This window comes from Paraburkholderia dilworthii, from assembly GCF_000472525.1.
Classification (GTDB): domain Bacteria; phylum Pseudomonadota; class Gammaproteobacteria; order Burkholderiales; family Burkholderiaceae; genus Paraburkholderia; species Paraburkholderia dilworthii.
Window position 1 is genome coordinate 83,615 of sequence record NZ_AWZT01000011.1, and the last position, 14,577, is coordinate 98,191.

General features: G+C 62.7%; 14 protein-coding genes and 1 riboswitch. Of the genes, 7 read left to right on the forward strand and 7 right to left on the reverse strand.

Features of this window, described 5'->3' with window-relative positions:
* Positions 1–15: 15 nt before the first annotated feature.
* The 3 genes from F759_RS0112580 (at position 16) to ribB (ending at position 3,406) form a co-directional block, all read left to right on the forward strand.
* Positions 16–1,203, forward strand: a complete 1,188-nt coding sequence (locus F759_RS0112580) for an MFS transporter (protein ID WP_027800173.1) — start codon at positions 16–18, stop codon at positions 1,201–1,203.
* A 292-nt stretch (positions 1,204–1,495) separates the two neighbouring features.
* Positions 1,496–2,185, forward strand: coding sequence for a helix-turn-helix domain-containing protein (locus F759_RS0112585; protein ID WP_027800174.1), 690 nt, complete (start codon positions 1,496–1,498; stop codon positions 2,183–2,185).
* Between the two features lie 161 nt (positions 2,186–2,346).
* Positions 2,347–2,531: riboswitch (FMN riboswitch) on the forward strand.
* Positions 2,532–2,686: 155 nt separating this feature from the next.
* Positions 2,687–3,406: a 3,4-dihydroxy-2-butanone-4-phosphate synthase gene (gene ribB / locus F759_RS0112590; RefSeq protein ID WP_027800175.1), complete on the forward strand. Its 720-nt coding sequence runs from the start codon at positions 2,687–2,689 to the stop codon at positions 3,404–3,406.
* Positions 3,407–3,594: 188 nt separating this feature from the next.
* Here the strand turns inward: ribB and F759_RS0112595 are convergent, their stop codons facing one another.
* The 4 genes from F759_RS0112595 to glpD all read right to left on the reverse strand — a co-directional run bounded on the left by F759_RS0112595 (position 3,595) and on the right by glpD (position 8,641).
* Positions 3,595–4,281 carry an HAD family hydrolase gene (locus F759_RS0112595; RefSeq protein WP_027800176.1) on the reverse strand — a complete coding sequence of 229 codons (687 nt, stop codon included), beginning with the start codon at positions 4,279–4,281 and terminating at the stop codon, positions 3,595–3,597.
* 213 nt (positions 4,282–4,494) lie between these two features.
* Complete coding sequence (locus F759_RS0112600) at positions 4,495–5,208, reverse strand: MIP/aquaporin family protein (protein ID WP_027800177.1); 714 nt, start codon at positions 5,206–5,208, stop codon at positions 4,495–4,497.
* Between the two features lie 238 nt (positions 5,209–5,446).
* Positions 5,447–6,946 carry a glycerol kinase GlpK gene (glpK, locus tag F759_RS0112605; protein WP_027800178.1) on the reverse strand — a complete coding sequence of 500 codons (1,500 nt, stop codon included), beginning with the start codon at positions 6,944–6,946 and terminating at the stop codon, positions 5,447–5,449.
* 165 nt (positions 6,947–7,111) lie between these two features.
* Complete coding sequence (gene glpD / locus F759_RS0112610) at positions 7,112–8,641, reverse strand: glycerol-3-phosphate dehydrogenase (protein WP_027800179.1); 1,530 nt, start codon at positions 8,639–8,641, stop codon at positions 7,112–7,114.
* A 197-nt stretch (positions 8,642–8,838) separates the two neighbouring features.
* Here glpD and F759_RS0112615 point away from each other — a divergent pair, with 197 nt between their 5' ends.
* Positions 8,839–9,213 (forward strand): hypothetical protein, encoded by a 375-nt coding sequence (locus F759_RS0112615; protein WP_027800180.1) that lies wholly within the window; start codon positions 8,839–8,841, stop codon positions 9,211–9,213.
* Between the two features lie 206 nt (positions 9,214–9,419).
* Here F759_RS0112615 and F759_RS0112620 read toward each other — a convergent pair whose 3' ends face one another.
* The 3 genes from F759_RS0112620 to F759_RS43010 form a co-directional block, all read right to left on the reverse strand.
* Positions 9,420–9,617, reverse strand: coding sequence for a hypothetical protein (locus F759_RS0112620; RefSeq protein ID WP_006049938.1), 198 nt, complete (start codon positions 9,615–9,617; stop codon positions 9,420–9,422).
* Between the two features lie 317 nt (positions 9,618–9,934).
* Positions 9,935–10,714 (reverse strand): DeoR/GlpR family DNA-binding transcription regulator, encoded by a 780-nt coding sequence (locus F759_RS0112625; protein ID WP_027800181.1) that lies wholly within the window; start codon positions 10,712–10,714, stop codon positions 9,935–9,937.
* 169 nt (positions 10,715–10,883) lie between these two features.
* On the reverse strand, positions 10,884–11,024 hold the full coding sequence (locus F759_RS43010; protein WP_161633313.1) for a hypothetical protein: 141 nt from the start codon (positions 11,022–11,024) through the stop codon (positions 10,884–10,886).
* Here F759_RS43010 and ggt point away from each other — a divergent pair.
* The 3 genes from ggt (at position 11,023) to F759_RS0112650 (ending at position 14,494) form a co-directional block, all read left to right on the forward strand.
* On the forward strand, positions 11,023–12,660 hold the full coding sequence (gene ggt / locus F759_RS0112635; RefSeq protein ID WP_027800182.1) for a gamma-glutamyltransferase: 1,638 nt from the start codon (positions 11,023–11,025) through the stop codon (positions 12,658–12,660). The genes F759_RS43010 and ggt overlap by 2 nt on opposite strands.
* Before the next feature lie 372 nt (positions 12,661–13,032).
* Positions 13,033–13,860, forward strand: a complete 828-nt coding sequence (locus F759_RS0112645) for a ferritin-like domain-containing protein (protein ID WP_027800184.1) — start codon at positions 13,033–13,035, stop codon at positions 13,858–13,860.
* A gap of 112 nt (positions 13,861–13,972) precedes the next feature.
* Complete coding sequence (locus F759_RS0112650; protein WP_027800185.1) at positions 13,973–14,494, forward strand: hypothetical protein; 522 nt, start codon at positions 13,973–13,975, stop codon at positions 14,492–14,494.
* The last annotated feature ends 83 nt before the right edge of the window (positions 14,495–14,577 follow it).

Below are 14,577 nucleotides of genomic sequence, written 5' to 3' on the forward strand. Positions count from 1 at the left end.
ATCTGGAGAAGAACAATGCCGATTCCACTACTGGCGCTCGCGATCAGCGCCTTCGCTATCGGGACGACGGAGTTCGTCATCATGGGCTTGCTGCCCGAGGTCGCGCGCGATCTCGCGGTGTCGATTCCATCGGCGGGATTGCTGGTGAGCGGCTACGCGCTCGGCGTCGCGGTCGGCGCGCCGCTTCTCGCAGTCGTCACGAGCAGGATGCCGCGCAAGCTCGCGCTGCAGTTGCTGATGGGCGTGTTCATCGTCGGCAATACATTGTGTGCGATTGCGGCGAACTACTCGGTGCTGATGATCGCGCGCGTGGTGACGTCGTTCGCGCACGGCTCGTTCTTCGGCATCGGCGCGGTGGTGGCCGCGTCGCTGGTGCCGCTCGAGAAGCGCGCCAGCGCGATTGCGCTGATGTTCACCGGACTCACGCTCGCGAACGTGCTCGGCGTGCCGTTCGGCACGTTCGTGGGTCAGGAGTTCGGCTGGCGCGCGGCCTTCTGGATTGTCAGCGCGTTCGGCGTACTGTCGCTCGCGGGCGTCACGGCACTCGTGCCCAATCGCCACGATTCCGGTCCCGCCGGTCTCGGCCATGAAGTGCGCGTGCTGAAGGACCCGCAAGTCTGGACCGCGCTTGCGATGACGGTGCTCGGCTTCGGCGGCGTGTTCGTCGTCTTCACGTATATCGCGCCGATTCTGGAGCAGGTGAGCGGCTTCTCGCCGCGCGCCGTCACGCTGATCCTCGTGCTGTTCGGTGTGGGGCTCACGATCGGCAACACGGTCGGCGGCAAGCTCGCGGACCGCGCGCTGATGCCTTCGTTGATGGCCATTCTCGCGGCGCTCGCAGTGGTAATGGCGATCTTTGCGCGCACGAGTCATTCGCAGGCGGCCGCGGCGATCACGGTGTTCGTGTGGGGCATCGCTGCCTTCGCGACGGTGCCGCCGTTGCAGATGCGCGTGGTCGAGAAAGCGGCCAAGGCGCCGAATCTCGCGTCAACGCTGAACATCGGCGCCTTCAATGTGGGCAATGCAGGCGGCGCGTGGCTCGGTGGCCTCGTAATCGATCACGGCCATTCGCTCGATACATTGCCGTGGGTCGCGGCGGCAGTGAGCGTGGTCGCATTGCTGCTGACGTGGTTCGCGTCGCGCGTGGATGCGCGCGCGTCAGGGACGGCCCAGCGCGGCGTGCAAGTGCGCGAGCGGGCCTGACTGTTTGGGAGCGGCGTGGATATCGAAAGCGTGCGCATGCGTGAAGCAGTGCGAGGACTTGCCTGCAAGTGCATATCAACGAATGCAAGCCCGATCGCATGACATTGCTCGCACCTGTCCGCAAAATAATGGGCCCGCAGCATATGAAAAATCCGCACAAGCTTTGCGAGGAACGCCCTCCGCAATACTGATAACAGTGTGAAGATAACTTCGTTGGGCGCGGCCGGCCGCGATGCTATCTTGCTTCCACTAACCGCTTGCCCGCCGTCCGGCGGCGCTTCTGGAGGCAATCATGCATTCCCCGCTTGCTCTGGTTCGCGATCCCACGGCCGATACCGATGCGCCGCCGCGTGCCGCCGAACCCTTCGATGCACTGGAGCGTCTCGTCGGCGTGAATCTCGCCCGTTTGCGCGCGGAGCGGCAGTTGTCGCTCGATGCTCTCGCGCGCGCCTCAGGTGTGTCGCGCGCAATGCTTGCGCAGATCGAGTCGGCGCGCAGCGTGCCGTCCATCAAGGTGCTCTGCAAGGTGGCGGCCGCGTTGAAAGTGTCGGTCGCGGCGTTTCTGCGACGTCACGCGACCAACGGTTTCGAGCACTTGCCGGCAGAGCGCTCGTCGCGCGTCGTCAGTTCCAACGGGCGCTATTCGGCTCGTCCGCTCTATCCGGACAACGAACCGACCGCCGCGGAATTTCACGAGTTGCGCATTGCGCCGTTGCACACCGAAGCCGGCACGCGCCGTGCGCCCGGCACGACGGTCAACCTCGTGGTCAGCGAGGGCACGCTCGAGGTGAGCGTGCACGACCAACGCCAGTTGCTGGCAACGGGCGACGCAATCGTGTTCGATGCCGATCAGCCGCATAGCCTGCGCAATCCCGGCGACACCGAAGCGCGAGCGTTTCGCGTAACGTTAAAGGCCGAGACACCGCCGCGCTGGGACGTGCCCGCGCCGCACGACACGGCGCGCGAACCCGCGCCCGTTTGATGGAGTGCGCCGGAGCGGAGCGGGCTCGCTTGTCAGCGTCTTGAAGCCGAAGGCGATGGTCAGCATGTCGCTCGGCCGCGAACCCCGCCCGGCAGTAGGGGTTGCGCTGCACTTCGCGCGCGGCTGTTGTATGCTTGGCCCGCCGGTTCTTCCGGCAATCAGTGCGTCTTCAGGGCGGGGTGAAATTCCCCACCGGCGGTATGCCGGCAGCGCGAAAGCGCTAGCCGGCGAGCCCGCGAGCGCCCGCAGTCGTGCGGCTTTCAGCGAACCGAAAGCCGCCGCGGGGTCAGCAGATCTGGTGAGAAGCCAGAGCCGACGGTCATAGTCCGGATGGAAGAAGATGTGCAGATAGTCATGTTCGTTTCCGTGGCGCCGCTCGCAGGTCAGGGCGGGGCGCGAACGCCGCCTGGAGTTTGCAGCGGCGCTCGGCGGGCGCGTCTTTGTCTGTTTGCAATGCCCTGAAACGTTTTTCGCCCAACTTTTGCGATGAGCGTTTCAACTATGTCCTTTGCTACTTTTCCTGCCCCGTCGACGATCGCGGACGATGCCTTCGCCGATCTCCCGCTGCTCGACACCGAACCCGTTCCGCCGCATATCGCCGCCGCGTTGCAAGCAATGCGCGACGGCCGCGCCGTCGTGCTGCAAGACGATGACGACCGCGAGAACGAGGCTGATCTGATCGTATCCGCCGAGCGTCTTTCCGTCGAAACGATGGCACTGCTGATCCGCGAATGCAGCGGCATCGTCTGCCTGTGCCTGCCCGACGAAAAGATCCGCGCGCTCGAACTTTCGCCGATGGCTGCCAATAACGAAAGCCGTCACGGCACCGCGTTCACGATCTCGATCGAAGCGCGCGAGGGCGTGACGACCGGCGTATCCGCACTCGATCGCGTGACGACGATTCGCGCTGCAATTGCCGATACGGCGAAGCCTGCCGACATCGTGAGTCCCGGCCATGTGTTTCCGTTGCGAGCGATGCCAGGCGGCGTGCTCGCGCGGCGCGGACATACGGAAGGCACAGTGGATCTCGCGATTCTCGCGGGGCTGAAGCCCGCGGGTGTGCTATGCGAATTGATGAACGCCGACGGCACGATGACGCGCGGCGCGGACGTCGAACGTTTTGCCGCGCAACACAATTTGCCGATGCTGACGATCGCCGAACTCGCCGAGTTTCGTCAGGCGTTGGCCCGGGCGCGTGAATGCGTCGAGCAGGAAGCTTGATAGCGCGGAATCGAATGGCGCGGCGCGCGTAATGCGATGCGCTGTTCGGCGCGTGATTTGACGCGTTGCTTGATGCTGTGTTTGACGCGTTCGCAGCACGACACGCGCTGAACAAAACCAAAGGCCGACTGCGCAACAGTCGGCCTTTTTGTGTGCGTTACGTTGTGCGTTACTTTCGCATCTTCATACTAGGACTGCACGTCACCGAACTCGCCGCGCATGCCCGCTTCGACCAGCGCGGGCAATTCGTCCATATGCTTCATGATGCGCGTCATGTTCATCCTGCGCAACGCGTCCGCGTAGCCATCGGGAATATGGCTCGCGCCGACGAAAGCGATCGTCTTCATGCCCGCCGCGCGCGCCGCGTTCAAACCCGCCACGCTGTCTTCCACGACGATGCATCGCGATGGATCGACGCCGAGCGTCTGTGCGGCGAACAGATACACATCGGGAAAAGGTTTGGGCCGCGCGACCTGTTCCGCGCTGAAAATGCGCGCGCCGAAAATCTGCTGCAATCCGGCGCGTTGCACCGACGCTCTCACGCGCGCCATGCGGCTGTTGGACACGACCGCTGCCGGCAACGTCACGCGTTGCAGCGCGGTCCGCACACCGTTGATCGGACTAAGCGATGCGGCTAGCGCGAGCTCGACATTGTGTTCGATCGTGTTGAGAAAATCGGCTGGCAGCGCGATGTCGAACGCTTTCTCGATGCCTTCGAGAAAGCGCGACGTTTGCTGTCCAAAGGCCGTCTTGACGATGGGCTCGAAGTCGAGGCCGGGAAAACTGGCCGAGAGCGTCTCGAACATCACGCGGTCAGCGATGACTTCACTGTCGACAAGTACGCCGTCGCAGTCGCAGATAAGGTGGTCGATCATGCCTGGAGGAATGGAAAGCGGGGGCGCGTGAGCGGCAAGCGTGGCCAGCCCATGCGCCCGGGTGAAGCCGTCATGATACGTGCTTTGGCGGGGCATGCGCCGACCCGGCCGCTTTCCGCGAATTCCATCTCCCATCGCGCGAGTTGCACACGCGTGAGCATGGATGCGGCACGATTCGCGTGTGCGTCGGCTATTGATGGCCGCGCGGCAAGATCAGCGCGTATGCAGATACAGATAGAGGCCGGCCGCCACGGCACCGCCAAGCAGAGGCCCGCATACTGGAATCCACGCATAGCGCCAGTCGCTGTCGCGTTTGCCGGGGATCGGCAGCAGTGCGTGCATCAGACGCGGTGACAGATCGCGCGCAGGACTCATCGCGTAACCCGTCGGGCCGCCGAGCGAGATGCCGATGCCGAGCACGAGCAGGCCGACCGGCAGCGCGTCGAGCGCGCCGAGGCCGACTTGCGGCGAAGCGAGATACAGCACGCCAAGAATCAGCACGAAGGTCGCGATCATTTCGGTCAGCAGGTTGTGCGGCACGCTGCGAATCGCGGGCGCGGTGCAGAACACGCCGAGCTTCACGTCAGCGTCGCCTTCTTTCGCAAAGTGCTGGCGATAGGCGACCCACACGAGCAGCGCGCCCGCCATCCCGCCGAGCATTTGCGCCGCGATATAGCCTGGAACCTTGGCCCACGCGAACTTGCCCGCGAGCGCGAGGCTGACGGTCACGACCGGATTCAGGTGCGCGCCGCTGAACGACGCAGTGACGTAGACCGCGATGAAAACGGCCATCGCCCAGCCCATGACGATCACGATCAGATCCGCGCCCTTGCCTTTGGTGCGCGCGAGCAGCACGTTGGCGACAGCACCGTCGCCGAGCAGCACGACGAGCGCCGTGCCGATGAATTCCGCAATGTATGGAGACATTGTTGGGTATCCGAAATATTGTTGTTAGGGAAGCCACAAGACGGGCGGCGTGGCCGGGTTGCGTGGCCTGTTGCTTCGCCGCCTTGTCGTTGCTTTTGTTGTTTCGTCGTTTCGTGGTTGCGTCGCGATTGATCGCGCTTTCGTCGCGCTTCTGTCGCACTTCTGTCGCGGTTTCGTTCAGCCGCGTCGGAGTTGCGTTATGCCGAAAGCTCACCCGCGAACAACGCGAAGGCCGCGCTCAAGGTGTGTCGGCCCACGCTTTGGCGGCGCGAATCGCGCGCTTCCAGCCGTCGAGACATTCGCTGACATCGGCTTGTTCGAGTGCGGGCGTGAAGCGGCGATCGAGCTTCCACTGGCTTTGCAGTTCGTCGACATCTTTCCAGTAGCCGACCGCGAGGCCCGCCAGATACGCTGCGCCCAGCGCAGTGGTTTCCGAAACTTTCGGGCGAACCGCGTCCACGCCGAGGATGTCGGCCTGGAACTGCATCAACAGGTTGTTCGCGCAAGCGCCGCCGTCCACGCGCAATTCGCCGATGCGAATGCCCGAGTCGGCCTCCATCGCCTTCAGCACGTCGAGCGACTGATATGCGATTGAATCGAGCGCAGCGCGCGCGATATGCGCCGAGGTTGTGCCGCGGGTCACGCCGAACAGCGTGCCGCGAGCGCGCGCATTCCAGTGCGGCGCGCCGAGACCGGCGAATGCGGGCACCAGATAAACGCCGTCGCAATGCGGTACGCCGCGCGCCAACGTTTCTATCTCAGCCGCATTCTTGATGATGCCCAAACCGTCGCGCAGCCATTGCACGACCGCGCCGCCAATGAAGATGCTGCCTTCGAGCGCGTAGTTGATCTGATCGCTGATCTGCCAGGCAATCGTGGTGACGAGATTGTTCTTCGATTCGATCGGCTTGTCGCCGGTGTTCATCACGAGAAAGCAGCCGGTGCCGTAGGTATTCTTCACCATGCCGGATTCGGTGCACATCTGACCGAAGAGCGCGGCGTGCTGGTCGCCGGCGATGCCCGCGAGCGGAATCTTCGAGGCGAACACGGTCGTCTTGGTCGGCCCGTACACTTCGGACGAGGGACGCACTTCGGGCAGCATGTTGCGCGGAATGTCGAGCGCGTCGAGTAGTTCGTCGTCCCACTTCAGCGTGTGGATGTTGAAGAGCATGGTGCGCGATGCGTTCGTCACGTCGGTGACATGCAGGCCGCCCTTGGTGAAGTTCCACACAAGCCAGCTATCCACGGTGCCGAACGCGAGGCGGCCTTGCTTCGCTTTTTCGCGCGCGCCTTCGATGTTGTCGAGAATCCAGCGGATCTTGGTCGCGGAAAAGTACGAGTCGATCGGCAAGCCGGTTTTCGCGCGGACTTTGGCTTCAAGGCCCTGCTCTTTAAGCTGGTCGCAGAAGTCGGCCGTGCGGCGGTCCTGCCAGACGATCGCGTTGTAGATCGGATGGCCCGTCTCACGATCCCAGACGATCGTGGTCTCGCGCTGATTGGTGATGCCGATCGCCGCGATCGACGTGCCGTTCATACCGGCGCGCGTCACGGCTTCGGCGGCGACGCCCGCTTGCGTCGACCAGATTTCCTGCGGGTCGTGCTCTACCCAGCCCGGACGCGGATAAATCTGCTCAAACTCCTTCTGCGCCGTCGACACAACATTGCCGAGGCGGTCGAAGAGCATCGCACGCGAACTGGTGGTGCCCTGGTCAAGCGCGAGGATGTACTGATCCTGCATTGTCTCTTCTCCATGCATTTTATGAATCGCCATGACAGCTTACCGGCGACGGGAACGGCTTGTCGTGTCGAACGGGCCGCGCCGCGCGTGTCGGTATAGGCCGGCTCGATTCAGCCGAGGGGTGAAACGGTTTTTATGCTGCGGGCGCGCGGACTTTCTACCAGGTTACGCGCTCTGTCGCTCGGATTCACGAGCGAACCACGCGTCAATGTCGCGTGTGATCGAGTCCAGCGTGCCCGGCTCAACATGAAGGCCGAGTTTCGAGCGGCGCCATAGCACGTCGTGCGCGCTGCGTGCCCATTCGGTGTCGCGCAGGTACGCGAGCTCCGCCTCATGGAGACCCGGTGCAAACGCACGGCCGAGATCGGCGAGCGAGCGCGCGCGGCCGATCACGTTCTTCACTCGCGTGCCGTAAGCGCGGGCGAGACGGTGCGCGAGATCCGCCGGCAACCACGAATGCTGCTGCTTCAGTTCAGCGAGAAAACGCTCGAAGTTTGCCTGCGGAATATCGCCGCCGGGTAACGGCGCGCCGGCCGTCCACGAAGGCGCACCGCTGCCCAGAGCGTGCGTGAGCGTGTCGACGGCTTCCTCAGCAAGCTTGCGAAAGGTCGTGATCTTGCCGCCGAACACCGACAGCAGCGGCGCTTCGCCCGCCGGCGCATCGAGTTCGAGCGAGTAATCGCGCGTGACGGCCGACGGATTGTCCGCGCCTTCTTCCTCGAGCAGAGGCCGCACGCCGGAATAGGTCCAACGCACGTCGGCCGGTGAGATCTTCTGCTTGAAGTAGCGATTGATCGAGTCGCACAGGTACTGCGTCTCGTCGGCGCTGATCGCGACCTGCGCGGGGTCGCCGCGATATTCGAGGTCGGTGGTGCCGATCAGCGTGTAGTCGTGTTCGTACGGAATCGCGAAAATGATCCGCTTGTCCGGATTCTGAAAGATGTACGCGTGGTCGTGTTCGAACAGACGCCGCGTGACGATGTGACTGCCTTTGACGAGCCGCACACTATGCGACGCCGCACGGCCGAGCGCGCCTTGCAGCAGTTCCCCGACCCACGGGCCTGCCGCATTCGCGATCGACGCGGCTCGCACGTCAACGGTCGTGCCGTCTGCGCGCTTGAGTTGCGCGCGCCATTCGCCGCCTGCGCGCACGGCGCTCAGCAGCTTGGTGCGCGTGAGAATTTTCGCGCCGTGCTCGGCGGCGTCGAGCGCATTCAGAACGACGAGGCGAGCGTCGTTGACCCAGCCGTCGGAGTAGACGAAGCCACGCTTGATCGATTCGACGAGCGGCGCACCGGCCGGATGGTTGCGCATCACGATGCCGCGCGAGCCGGGCAGCAGTTCGCGCCGGGCGAGGTGGTCGTACAGGAAAAGGCCCGCGCGAATCAGCCAGGCCGGGCGCAGGTCGGGCATGTGCGGCATCACGAAGCGCAGCGGCCACATGATGTGCGGCGCTGCCCGCAGCAAGGTCTCGCGCTCCTGCAACGCCTTGCGCACCAGTCGGAACTCGCGGTATTCGAGGTAGCGCAAGCCACCGTGAATCAGTTTGGTACTTGCCGAGGAGGTGTGCGCTGCCAGGTCGTCCTGTTCACACAGCAGCACGGACAGGCCCCGGCCCGCCGCGTCGCGTGCAATGCCTGCGCCGTTGATCCCGCCGCCCACGACGAGCAAATCGTATCTCGTGCCTTGCGTCACCTGCTGCGTCTCCTGCGTCGTCCGACAATTGTGTGAAACTCTATCGAACCGATAGTGTTCGTTTTCGAACTTTAATGAACATATTCGAAAAAGTAAAGTTCGCGCTTTCTGAGCGCGTCTCTATCGAACGGCCAAGGTGGTGGCGCAACCGGCGGCCACGGACGATACTCTTGGCAGTAGCCATTTCGAGGTGATTCATGCGTGGAATTTTCATGGTGGGCGCAGCTGCGCTTCTCGCGGGGTGCGTCGCTTCGCCGAGCCTGACCGGCACGATGGGCGCGCCGTCGTTCGTCTCATTGCAGCAGATGTGCAGCGCCCAGCCGGTCGATTACGGTAACGACGCTCAAGGCGTGTATGCGACGTTGTTCGATGCTTATGTGGCGAACCGGCGCGGGCGGTTGTCGAAGGACGATTACTGCGCGTTCCAGACCTCGATCGCGCAGCGCTATACGAGCCAGGGCGCGAGTGCGGACCCGCAGGTTCGCAATCAGTGGGTCGCGTTCTTTACCGAGCAGCGCGCGAGGGCGCTGAGCTGGCGTGCGGCGGTGGACCCGACGTTGCGCAGCGGTTGAAGTCTCGTCATTAGCTGGCGGCGCGTCGCGCTAGCCCAATCGATGATGCGGACGCGACGAACGCACGCCTAATGAAAGCGGGCGCCGCTATGGGCGCCCACGTCGAAACAAACACAGTGAACCGAACATGCGCGGCGGCTGGGCCGCGCGCGTGCGGCCGCGCCGGCCATCAACCGACGACGAGCCCGGCGATGCGCGGGTCGCTTTCAGGAAAGACGTTTGATGGCTCGGAGTGCGCTATCGCCGGATTCCGTTACACGCCATTGTTCATTGCCCGAGGCGAGCCGCTCCAGTTGCACGAGCTGACGTTCGAGGAGGGCGTCGAGCTCTTCTCGCTCCATGTCGACCTGATTGGGAGCGTCCTTGACGAGCAACAACGTGGCGAATTCGTGCGGACTCAGCATCGTTTCTCTCCATGTCAAGCAAACGCGGACAGCCTCGACGGCGACTGGCATGAATGGCAAAGGCCATTGCCAGATGGTCCGCAAAAAGATCAGGCGGGAGGTACAGCTTACGACAGGTTCAGTACTACCGGCGGCACGCGAGCGCGCAATGAACGCCGGGGAACTGGAGTGTAGTCAAGCGAACGTTAAACACCAAACCGGCCCCCGCAAATTTTCCCTTTGACAAGAACTCGTCGCAGAGGCGGTTCAGGGCGCCGGCCAGATTCTTGATTTCACTTGAAGCTCCGTGTGCGCTGCAACATGGCCGCGAAAGCCTGTTAACCGGCTACGTACACCTGGCAATTGGCAGCGTTGAGCGTCTCGGCCATGTCGGGGGGCGGGGCCGCATCGGTGAAGAGCGCATCGATCTGGTCCAGGTGGCCCTGACGAACGAGCGCAGGACGGCCGAACTTGGAGCTGTCGGCGGCGAGAAAAACGGTTCGCGCATGCTGAATGATGGCTTCGGCCACGCGCACTTCGCGGGTATCGAAATCGCGCAGCGTGCCGTCGGTTTCGATGCTGGACGTGCCGATGATCGCGAAGTCCACCTTGAACTGACGGATGAAGTCGATCGCCAGTTCACCAACAATGCCTTTGTCCCAGGGCCGCACGATGCCGCCCGTTACGAGCACCTCGCAATCGGGATAACCGCTCATCATGCTCGCGACGTTCAGATTGTTGGTAATCACGCGCAGCCCGCGATGCCGGTTGAGCGCTCGCGCGACTTCCTCGGTGGTCGTACCAAGGTTGATGAAGAGCGATGCCTGGTCGGGAATGTGAGTGGCCACTAGCGCCGCAATGCGCCGCTTTTCGTCATGGAACATGCGCTGACGCGCGGTGTACGACACGTTCTCGGAGCTGGTCGGCAGGCTCGCGCCGCCGTGATAGCGGCGCAGCAGATTCATGTCCGCGAGCCAGTTGACGTCGCGGCGGATCGTCTGCGGCGTCACGTCGAAGTGCGCCGCCAGGTCGTCCACGGTCACGAAGCCGTCGCGTTGCACCCACTCCAGCAGTTCCTGTTGCCGGGCGTTGAGAGTGAGGCGGGGGTCTCGGGTCATGGTCTCGATAGTGTGGGTTGTTATCGGCGCCTGCCGCGACGGGCGTGGGGCGGATGCTCAAACGAGGGTGCGTGTATTGTAAGACCATCGTGCGAGTCCTCCGTCAACTCGTGCGACATGCATAAGACTGCGCGCGCCGACTCGGTGTGCATTCAGCGCGGCGGCGCATTTATCCATTCGATAAATGAATTTGTTTTTCGAGCCGGATCGCGATGCAATCGAAGGTTTTCCGTTCCGCCCGTGCTTCATCTTTCTTATTGTGTCCGGCGGCTAGCGTCGCCTGACCGTTGCTTTTGAGAGCGTTCGACATGACTGGCTTCAACTGGCAAAACCCTTACCCGACACCGCGCTTGCCTGTGTTCGCGCGTAACATCGTTTCGACGTCCCATCCGCTCGCCGCTCAGGCGGGGCTGCGCATGCTGTGGAAAGGCGGCAATGCGGTCGATGCGGCAATTGCCGCCGCAGCCGCGATCACCATCGTCGAACCAGTTTCGTGCGGTCTTGGCGGCGACGCGTTCGCGCTAGTGTGGGACGGCGGCAAACTGCACGGCCTGAACGCATCGGGCGTGGCGCCGGCTGCCTGGAGCGTGGACTACTTCAAACGCAAATACGGCGAGGAAGACGGGCTCGCAATTCAGCCCAAGCGCGGCTGGGACGCGGTGACCGTTCCCGGCGTCATCGCGGGCTGGGAAGCGCTGCATCAGAAATTCGGCTCGCTGCCGTTCGCCGATCTGATGGAGCCCGCCATCGAGATCGCCGAGCGTGGTCATGCCGTGGCGAGCATCGTCGCTCACAAATGGGCGGCGGCAGTGCCGGAGCTGAAAGATCTGCCGGGCTTCGCGGCCACGTTCATGCCGCGCGGACGCGCGCCGGAAGTGAGCGAACTCGTGCGCTTTCCCGGCCACGCGAAAACGCTGCGCAAGCTCGCGGAACAAGGCTCGCGCGCGTACTACGAAGGCGAGATCGCCGAGCGGATCGCGGCGTTTTCGCGTGAATGCGGTGGCGCGCTGACCGTGGACGACCTGCGCAGCTATCGCGCGGACTGGGTCGAGCCGATTGGCAAGGACTATCGCGGCTACACCGTGCACGAGATTCCGCCGAACGGGCAGGGCATAGCGGCGTTGATCGCGCTGGGCATCCTCGAACAATTCGACGTGAAGGAGTTGACGGTCGACAACGTGGAGTCGCAGCACTTGCAGATCGAGGCGATGAAACTCGCGTTCGCGGACGTCTACCGCTACGTCGCCGATCCGCGTTCGATGGAAGTCACGCCCGAACAGATGTTGGACGACGCCTACCTCGCGTCGCGTGCGAAGCTGATCAATCACAAACGCGCCACGCAGTTCGATTTCGGCATGCCGAAGGCGGGCGGCACGATCTACATGTCGGTGGCGGACGAGCGCGGCATGATGGTCAGTTTTATTCAGTCGAACTACATGGGCTTCGGCTCGGGCATCGTGGTGCCGGACACTGGCATCTCCATGCAGAATCGCGGCTCCGGTTTCTCGATGGACCCGAAGTCGCCGAATGTGGTGGAAGGCGGCAAGCGGCCGTTCCACACGATCATCCCCGCATTCCTCACGCAGCAGGTGGACGGCCAGCAGGAAGCGGTGATGAGCTTCGGCGTGATGGGCGGCGACATGCAGCCGCAGGGTCATTTGCAATCCATCGTGCGCATGCTCGATTATGGTCAGCAGCCGCAGGCCGCGTGCGACGCACCGCGTTGGAAGGTCAACCGCGACTTCACGATCGACATTGAATCGACGCTCGACGCGAAGACGGCCGAGGGATTGCAGAAGCTCGGCCACACGATCAAATCCGTCGACGATCCTTACATGGATTTCGGTTCGGGCCAGTACATCTGGAAGCTCGATCGCAACGATCCGGAGCGCGGTTATGTGGCCGCGAGCGACAGCCGCCGTGACGGTTTGGCCGCCGGCTTCTGAGGGCGCTCAAGGTCTTCGTCAACGCGGCTCGAAAGGCACTTCGAAGTATCTGCGAGCCGTAATTTTCGAGCTGCCATCGCCCGCGTTTTGCGAAGCAAAGCCAGCCTGCCGGGCTGGCTTTTTCTTGCGCGATGCGGTCGTGCTTGCCTCACCGAAACTTTCGTCTATCGTGGAATTGGAACCGCGGCCAATCGGCACGGTCTGTGCTGGGTTGTCTGCAGACTTGCGAAACAGCGGCTAAGATGCAGACACAGGGGTTAACTCTAATTCACGGCGCTGTATCCGACACGGCGAACCGCAACGCAAGGCAGCGCGATAGCAGCGGTTCTGAGCACGCTCCACGAGTCGATACAGCTTTCGGAGCAAGACACGATGCACACAGAGCTGAACCATGTCATGCCCTGGCGGATCGAGGACATCGACCTCACACGCATTGATCGCCAGAAAGCCGTCGCCAACGAAGATCTGTTGTTGCTGCTGTGCGCCGCTTCGTTCATTGAAAGCGGCACCGATCTTTACACCAGTAATCTGAGCAAGTTCTTCGACGGTGATCCTGAAGTTTCCGCGTGGCTCAACAACGAGTGGGAGCCGGAGGAAATGCAGCACGGCCGCGCGCTCAAAACGTATATCGCCTACGTGTGGCCCGAATACGATTGGGACACGGCGTTCCGCAATTTCATGGACGAGTATTCGCTGACCTGTTCCGTGGAAGATTTCGAAAAGACTCGCGCGCTTGAAATGGTGGCGCGCTGCGTCGTCGAAACGGGTACGGCAACGCTGTATCGCGCGATTGGCGAGTGTTCGGACGAGCCGGTGCTCAAGGAAATCACCGACAACATTCGCACCGACGAGGTCCGTCATTACAAGCACTTTTTAAAGTACTTCAAGAAGTACAACAGGATCGAGGGCAATGGTCGGCTCGCAGTTCTGGGCGCGTTAATGCGTCGCGTGATCGAGATCAAGAACGAAGATTCGGAGATCGCATTGCGTCACGTGTTCGCGATCCGTTATCCGGAGCGCGTGCGCGATCAAGCCTACAATCGAGAGCGGGCGGCGCGCATCAATGCACTCGTGCGGCGCAACCTGTCGGCGGACATGTGCGTGAAGATGCTGCTCAAGCCGCTCGACTTGCCGGCGAAGATTCAACCCGGCGTGCATTACCCGCTGGCTAAGATCACGCAACACGTGTTCTTCCGTTAAAGCGGCAGTGCTGATGCCGGCAATGCGCCGGCACGAAAGATGGCCCGCGGATGCGGGCCATCTGCTTTTCAAGGCATCATTGAGGCCAGCCCCTTCCAACCGGATATATCCAATGAGCGACTCCTCCTTGCCCCAGCGCCCGCTCGACCAGACTGCATTCGACGAATGGCCCGACGCGGTTCGCGCGCTGTTCGACGGCTCGTCGCTTGCGAGTAAGACGGGTTTCACGGCTTCGCTGCTGACCGTCGATGTGAATCAGCATATCCGCACGTCGCTGCTCGGCGCAGGCGAGTTGTATGCGCCCGATTCGCGCACGCTGTGTATCGCGCTATGGCCGCAAGCGCGGGCGGCGCGCGCGATTGCGCGAAGCGGGCGCGCGGCATTGAGTTTCGTCTTCGAAGAGGCGTTTTATCAGGTCCAGTTGCTAGCCGCAGCGCTTCCTCCCGCCGATGGCGACGACAGCGGTCTCGTTTATATGAGCTGTTCGATTGATTCCGCGCAAATGCAAAGCGTGCGCTATGCGCGCCTGACAAGCGGCATTACGTTTGAACTGGAAGAAGAGCGAGAGAAGGTGCTCGACCGATGGGAACGGCAGATCGAGCACTTGAAGAGAGCCGCGGCATCGAGGACTTGAGTTAAGCCCGCGCGCCTAGCTGCGCCTGTGGTTGCTTGATCGGGCGAGAGGCGTTATTGCGTTGCGCGAATTTTTGAGCAACG

What these genes read in the sequence shown, in the direction of transcription:
- F759_RS0112595 (WP_027800176.1), bottom strand. Translation starts at nt 4,281, where the DNA reads ATGATCGACCACCTTATCTGCGACTGCGACGGCGTACTTGTCGACAGT.
- F759_RS0112580 (WP_027800173.1), top strand. Translation starts at nt 16, where the DNA reads ATGCCGATTCCACTACTGGCGCTCGCGATCAGCGCCTTCGCTATCGGG.
- ribB (WP_027800175.1), top strand. Translation starts at nt 2,687, where the DNA reads ATGTCCTTTGCTACTTTTCCTGCCCCGTCGACGATCGCGGACGATGCC.
- F759_RS0112625 (WP_027800181.1), bottom strand. Translation starts at nt 10,714, where the DNA reads ATGACCCGAGACCCCCGCCTCACTCTCAACGCCCGGCAACAGGAACTG.
- F759_RS0112620 (WP_006049938.1), bottom strand. Translation starts at nt 9,617, where the DNA reads ATGCTGAGTCCGCACGAATTCGCCACGTTGTTGCTCGTCAAGGACGCT.
- F759_RS43010 (WP_161633313.1), bottom strand. Translation starts at nt 11,024, where the DNA reads ATGTCGAACGCTCTCAAAAGCAACGGTCAGGCGACGCTAGCCGCCGGA.
- glpK (WP_027800178.1), bottom strand. Translation starts at nt 6,946, where the DNA reads ATGCAGGATCAGTACATCCTCGCGCTTGACCAGGGCACCACCAGTTCG.
- F759_RS0112585 (WP_027800174.1), top strand. Translation starts at nt 1,496, where the DNA reads ATGCATTCCCCGCTTGCTCTGGTTCGCGATCCCACGGCCGATACCGAT.
- F759_RS0112615 (WP_027800180.1), top strand. Translation starts at nt 8,839, where the DNA reads ATGCGTGGAATTTTCATGGTGGGCGCAGCTGCGCTTCTCGCGGGGTGC.
- F759_RS0112650 (WP_027800185.1), top strand. Translation starts at nt 13,973, where the DNA reads ATGAGCGACTCCTCCTTGCCCCAGCGCCCGCTCGACCAGACTGCATTC.
- F759_RS0112645 (WP_027800184.1), top strand. Translation starts at nt 13,033, where the DNA reads ATGCACACAGAGCTGAACCATGTCATGCCCTGGCGGATCGAGGACATC.
- ggt (WP_027800182.1), top strand. Translation starts at nt 11,023, where the DNA reads ATGACTGGCTTCAACTGGCAAAACCCTTACCCGACACCGCGCTTGCCT.
- F759_RS0112600 (WP_027800177.1), bottom strand. Translation starts at nt 5,208, where the DNA reads ATGTCTCCATACATTGCGGAATTCATCGGCACGGCGCTCGTCGTGCTG.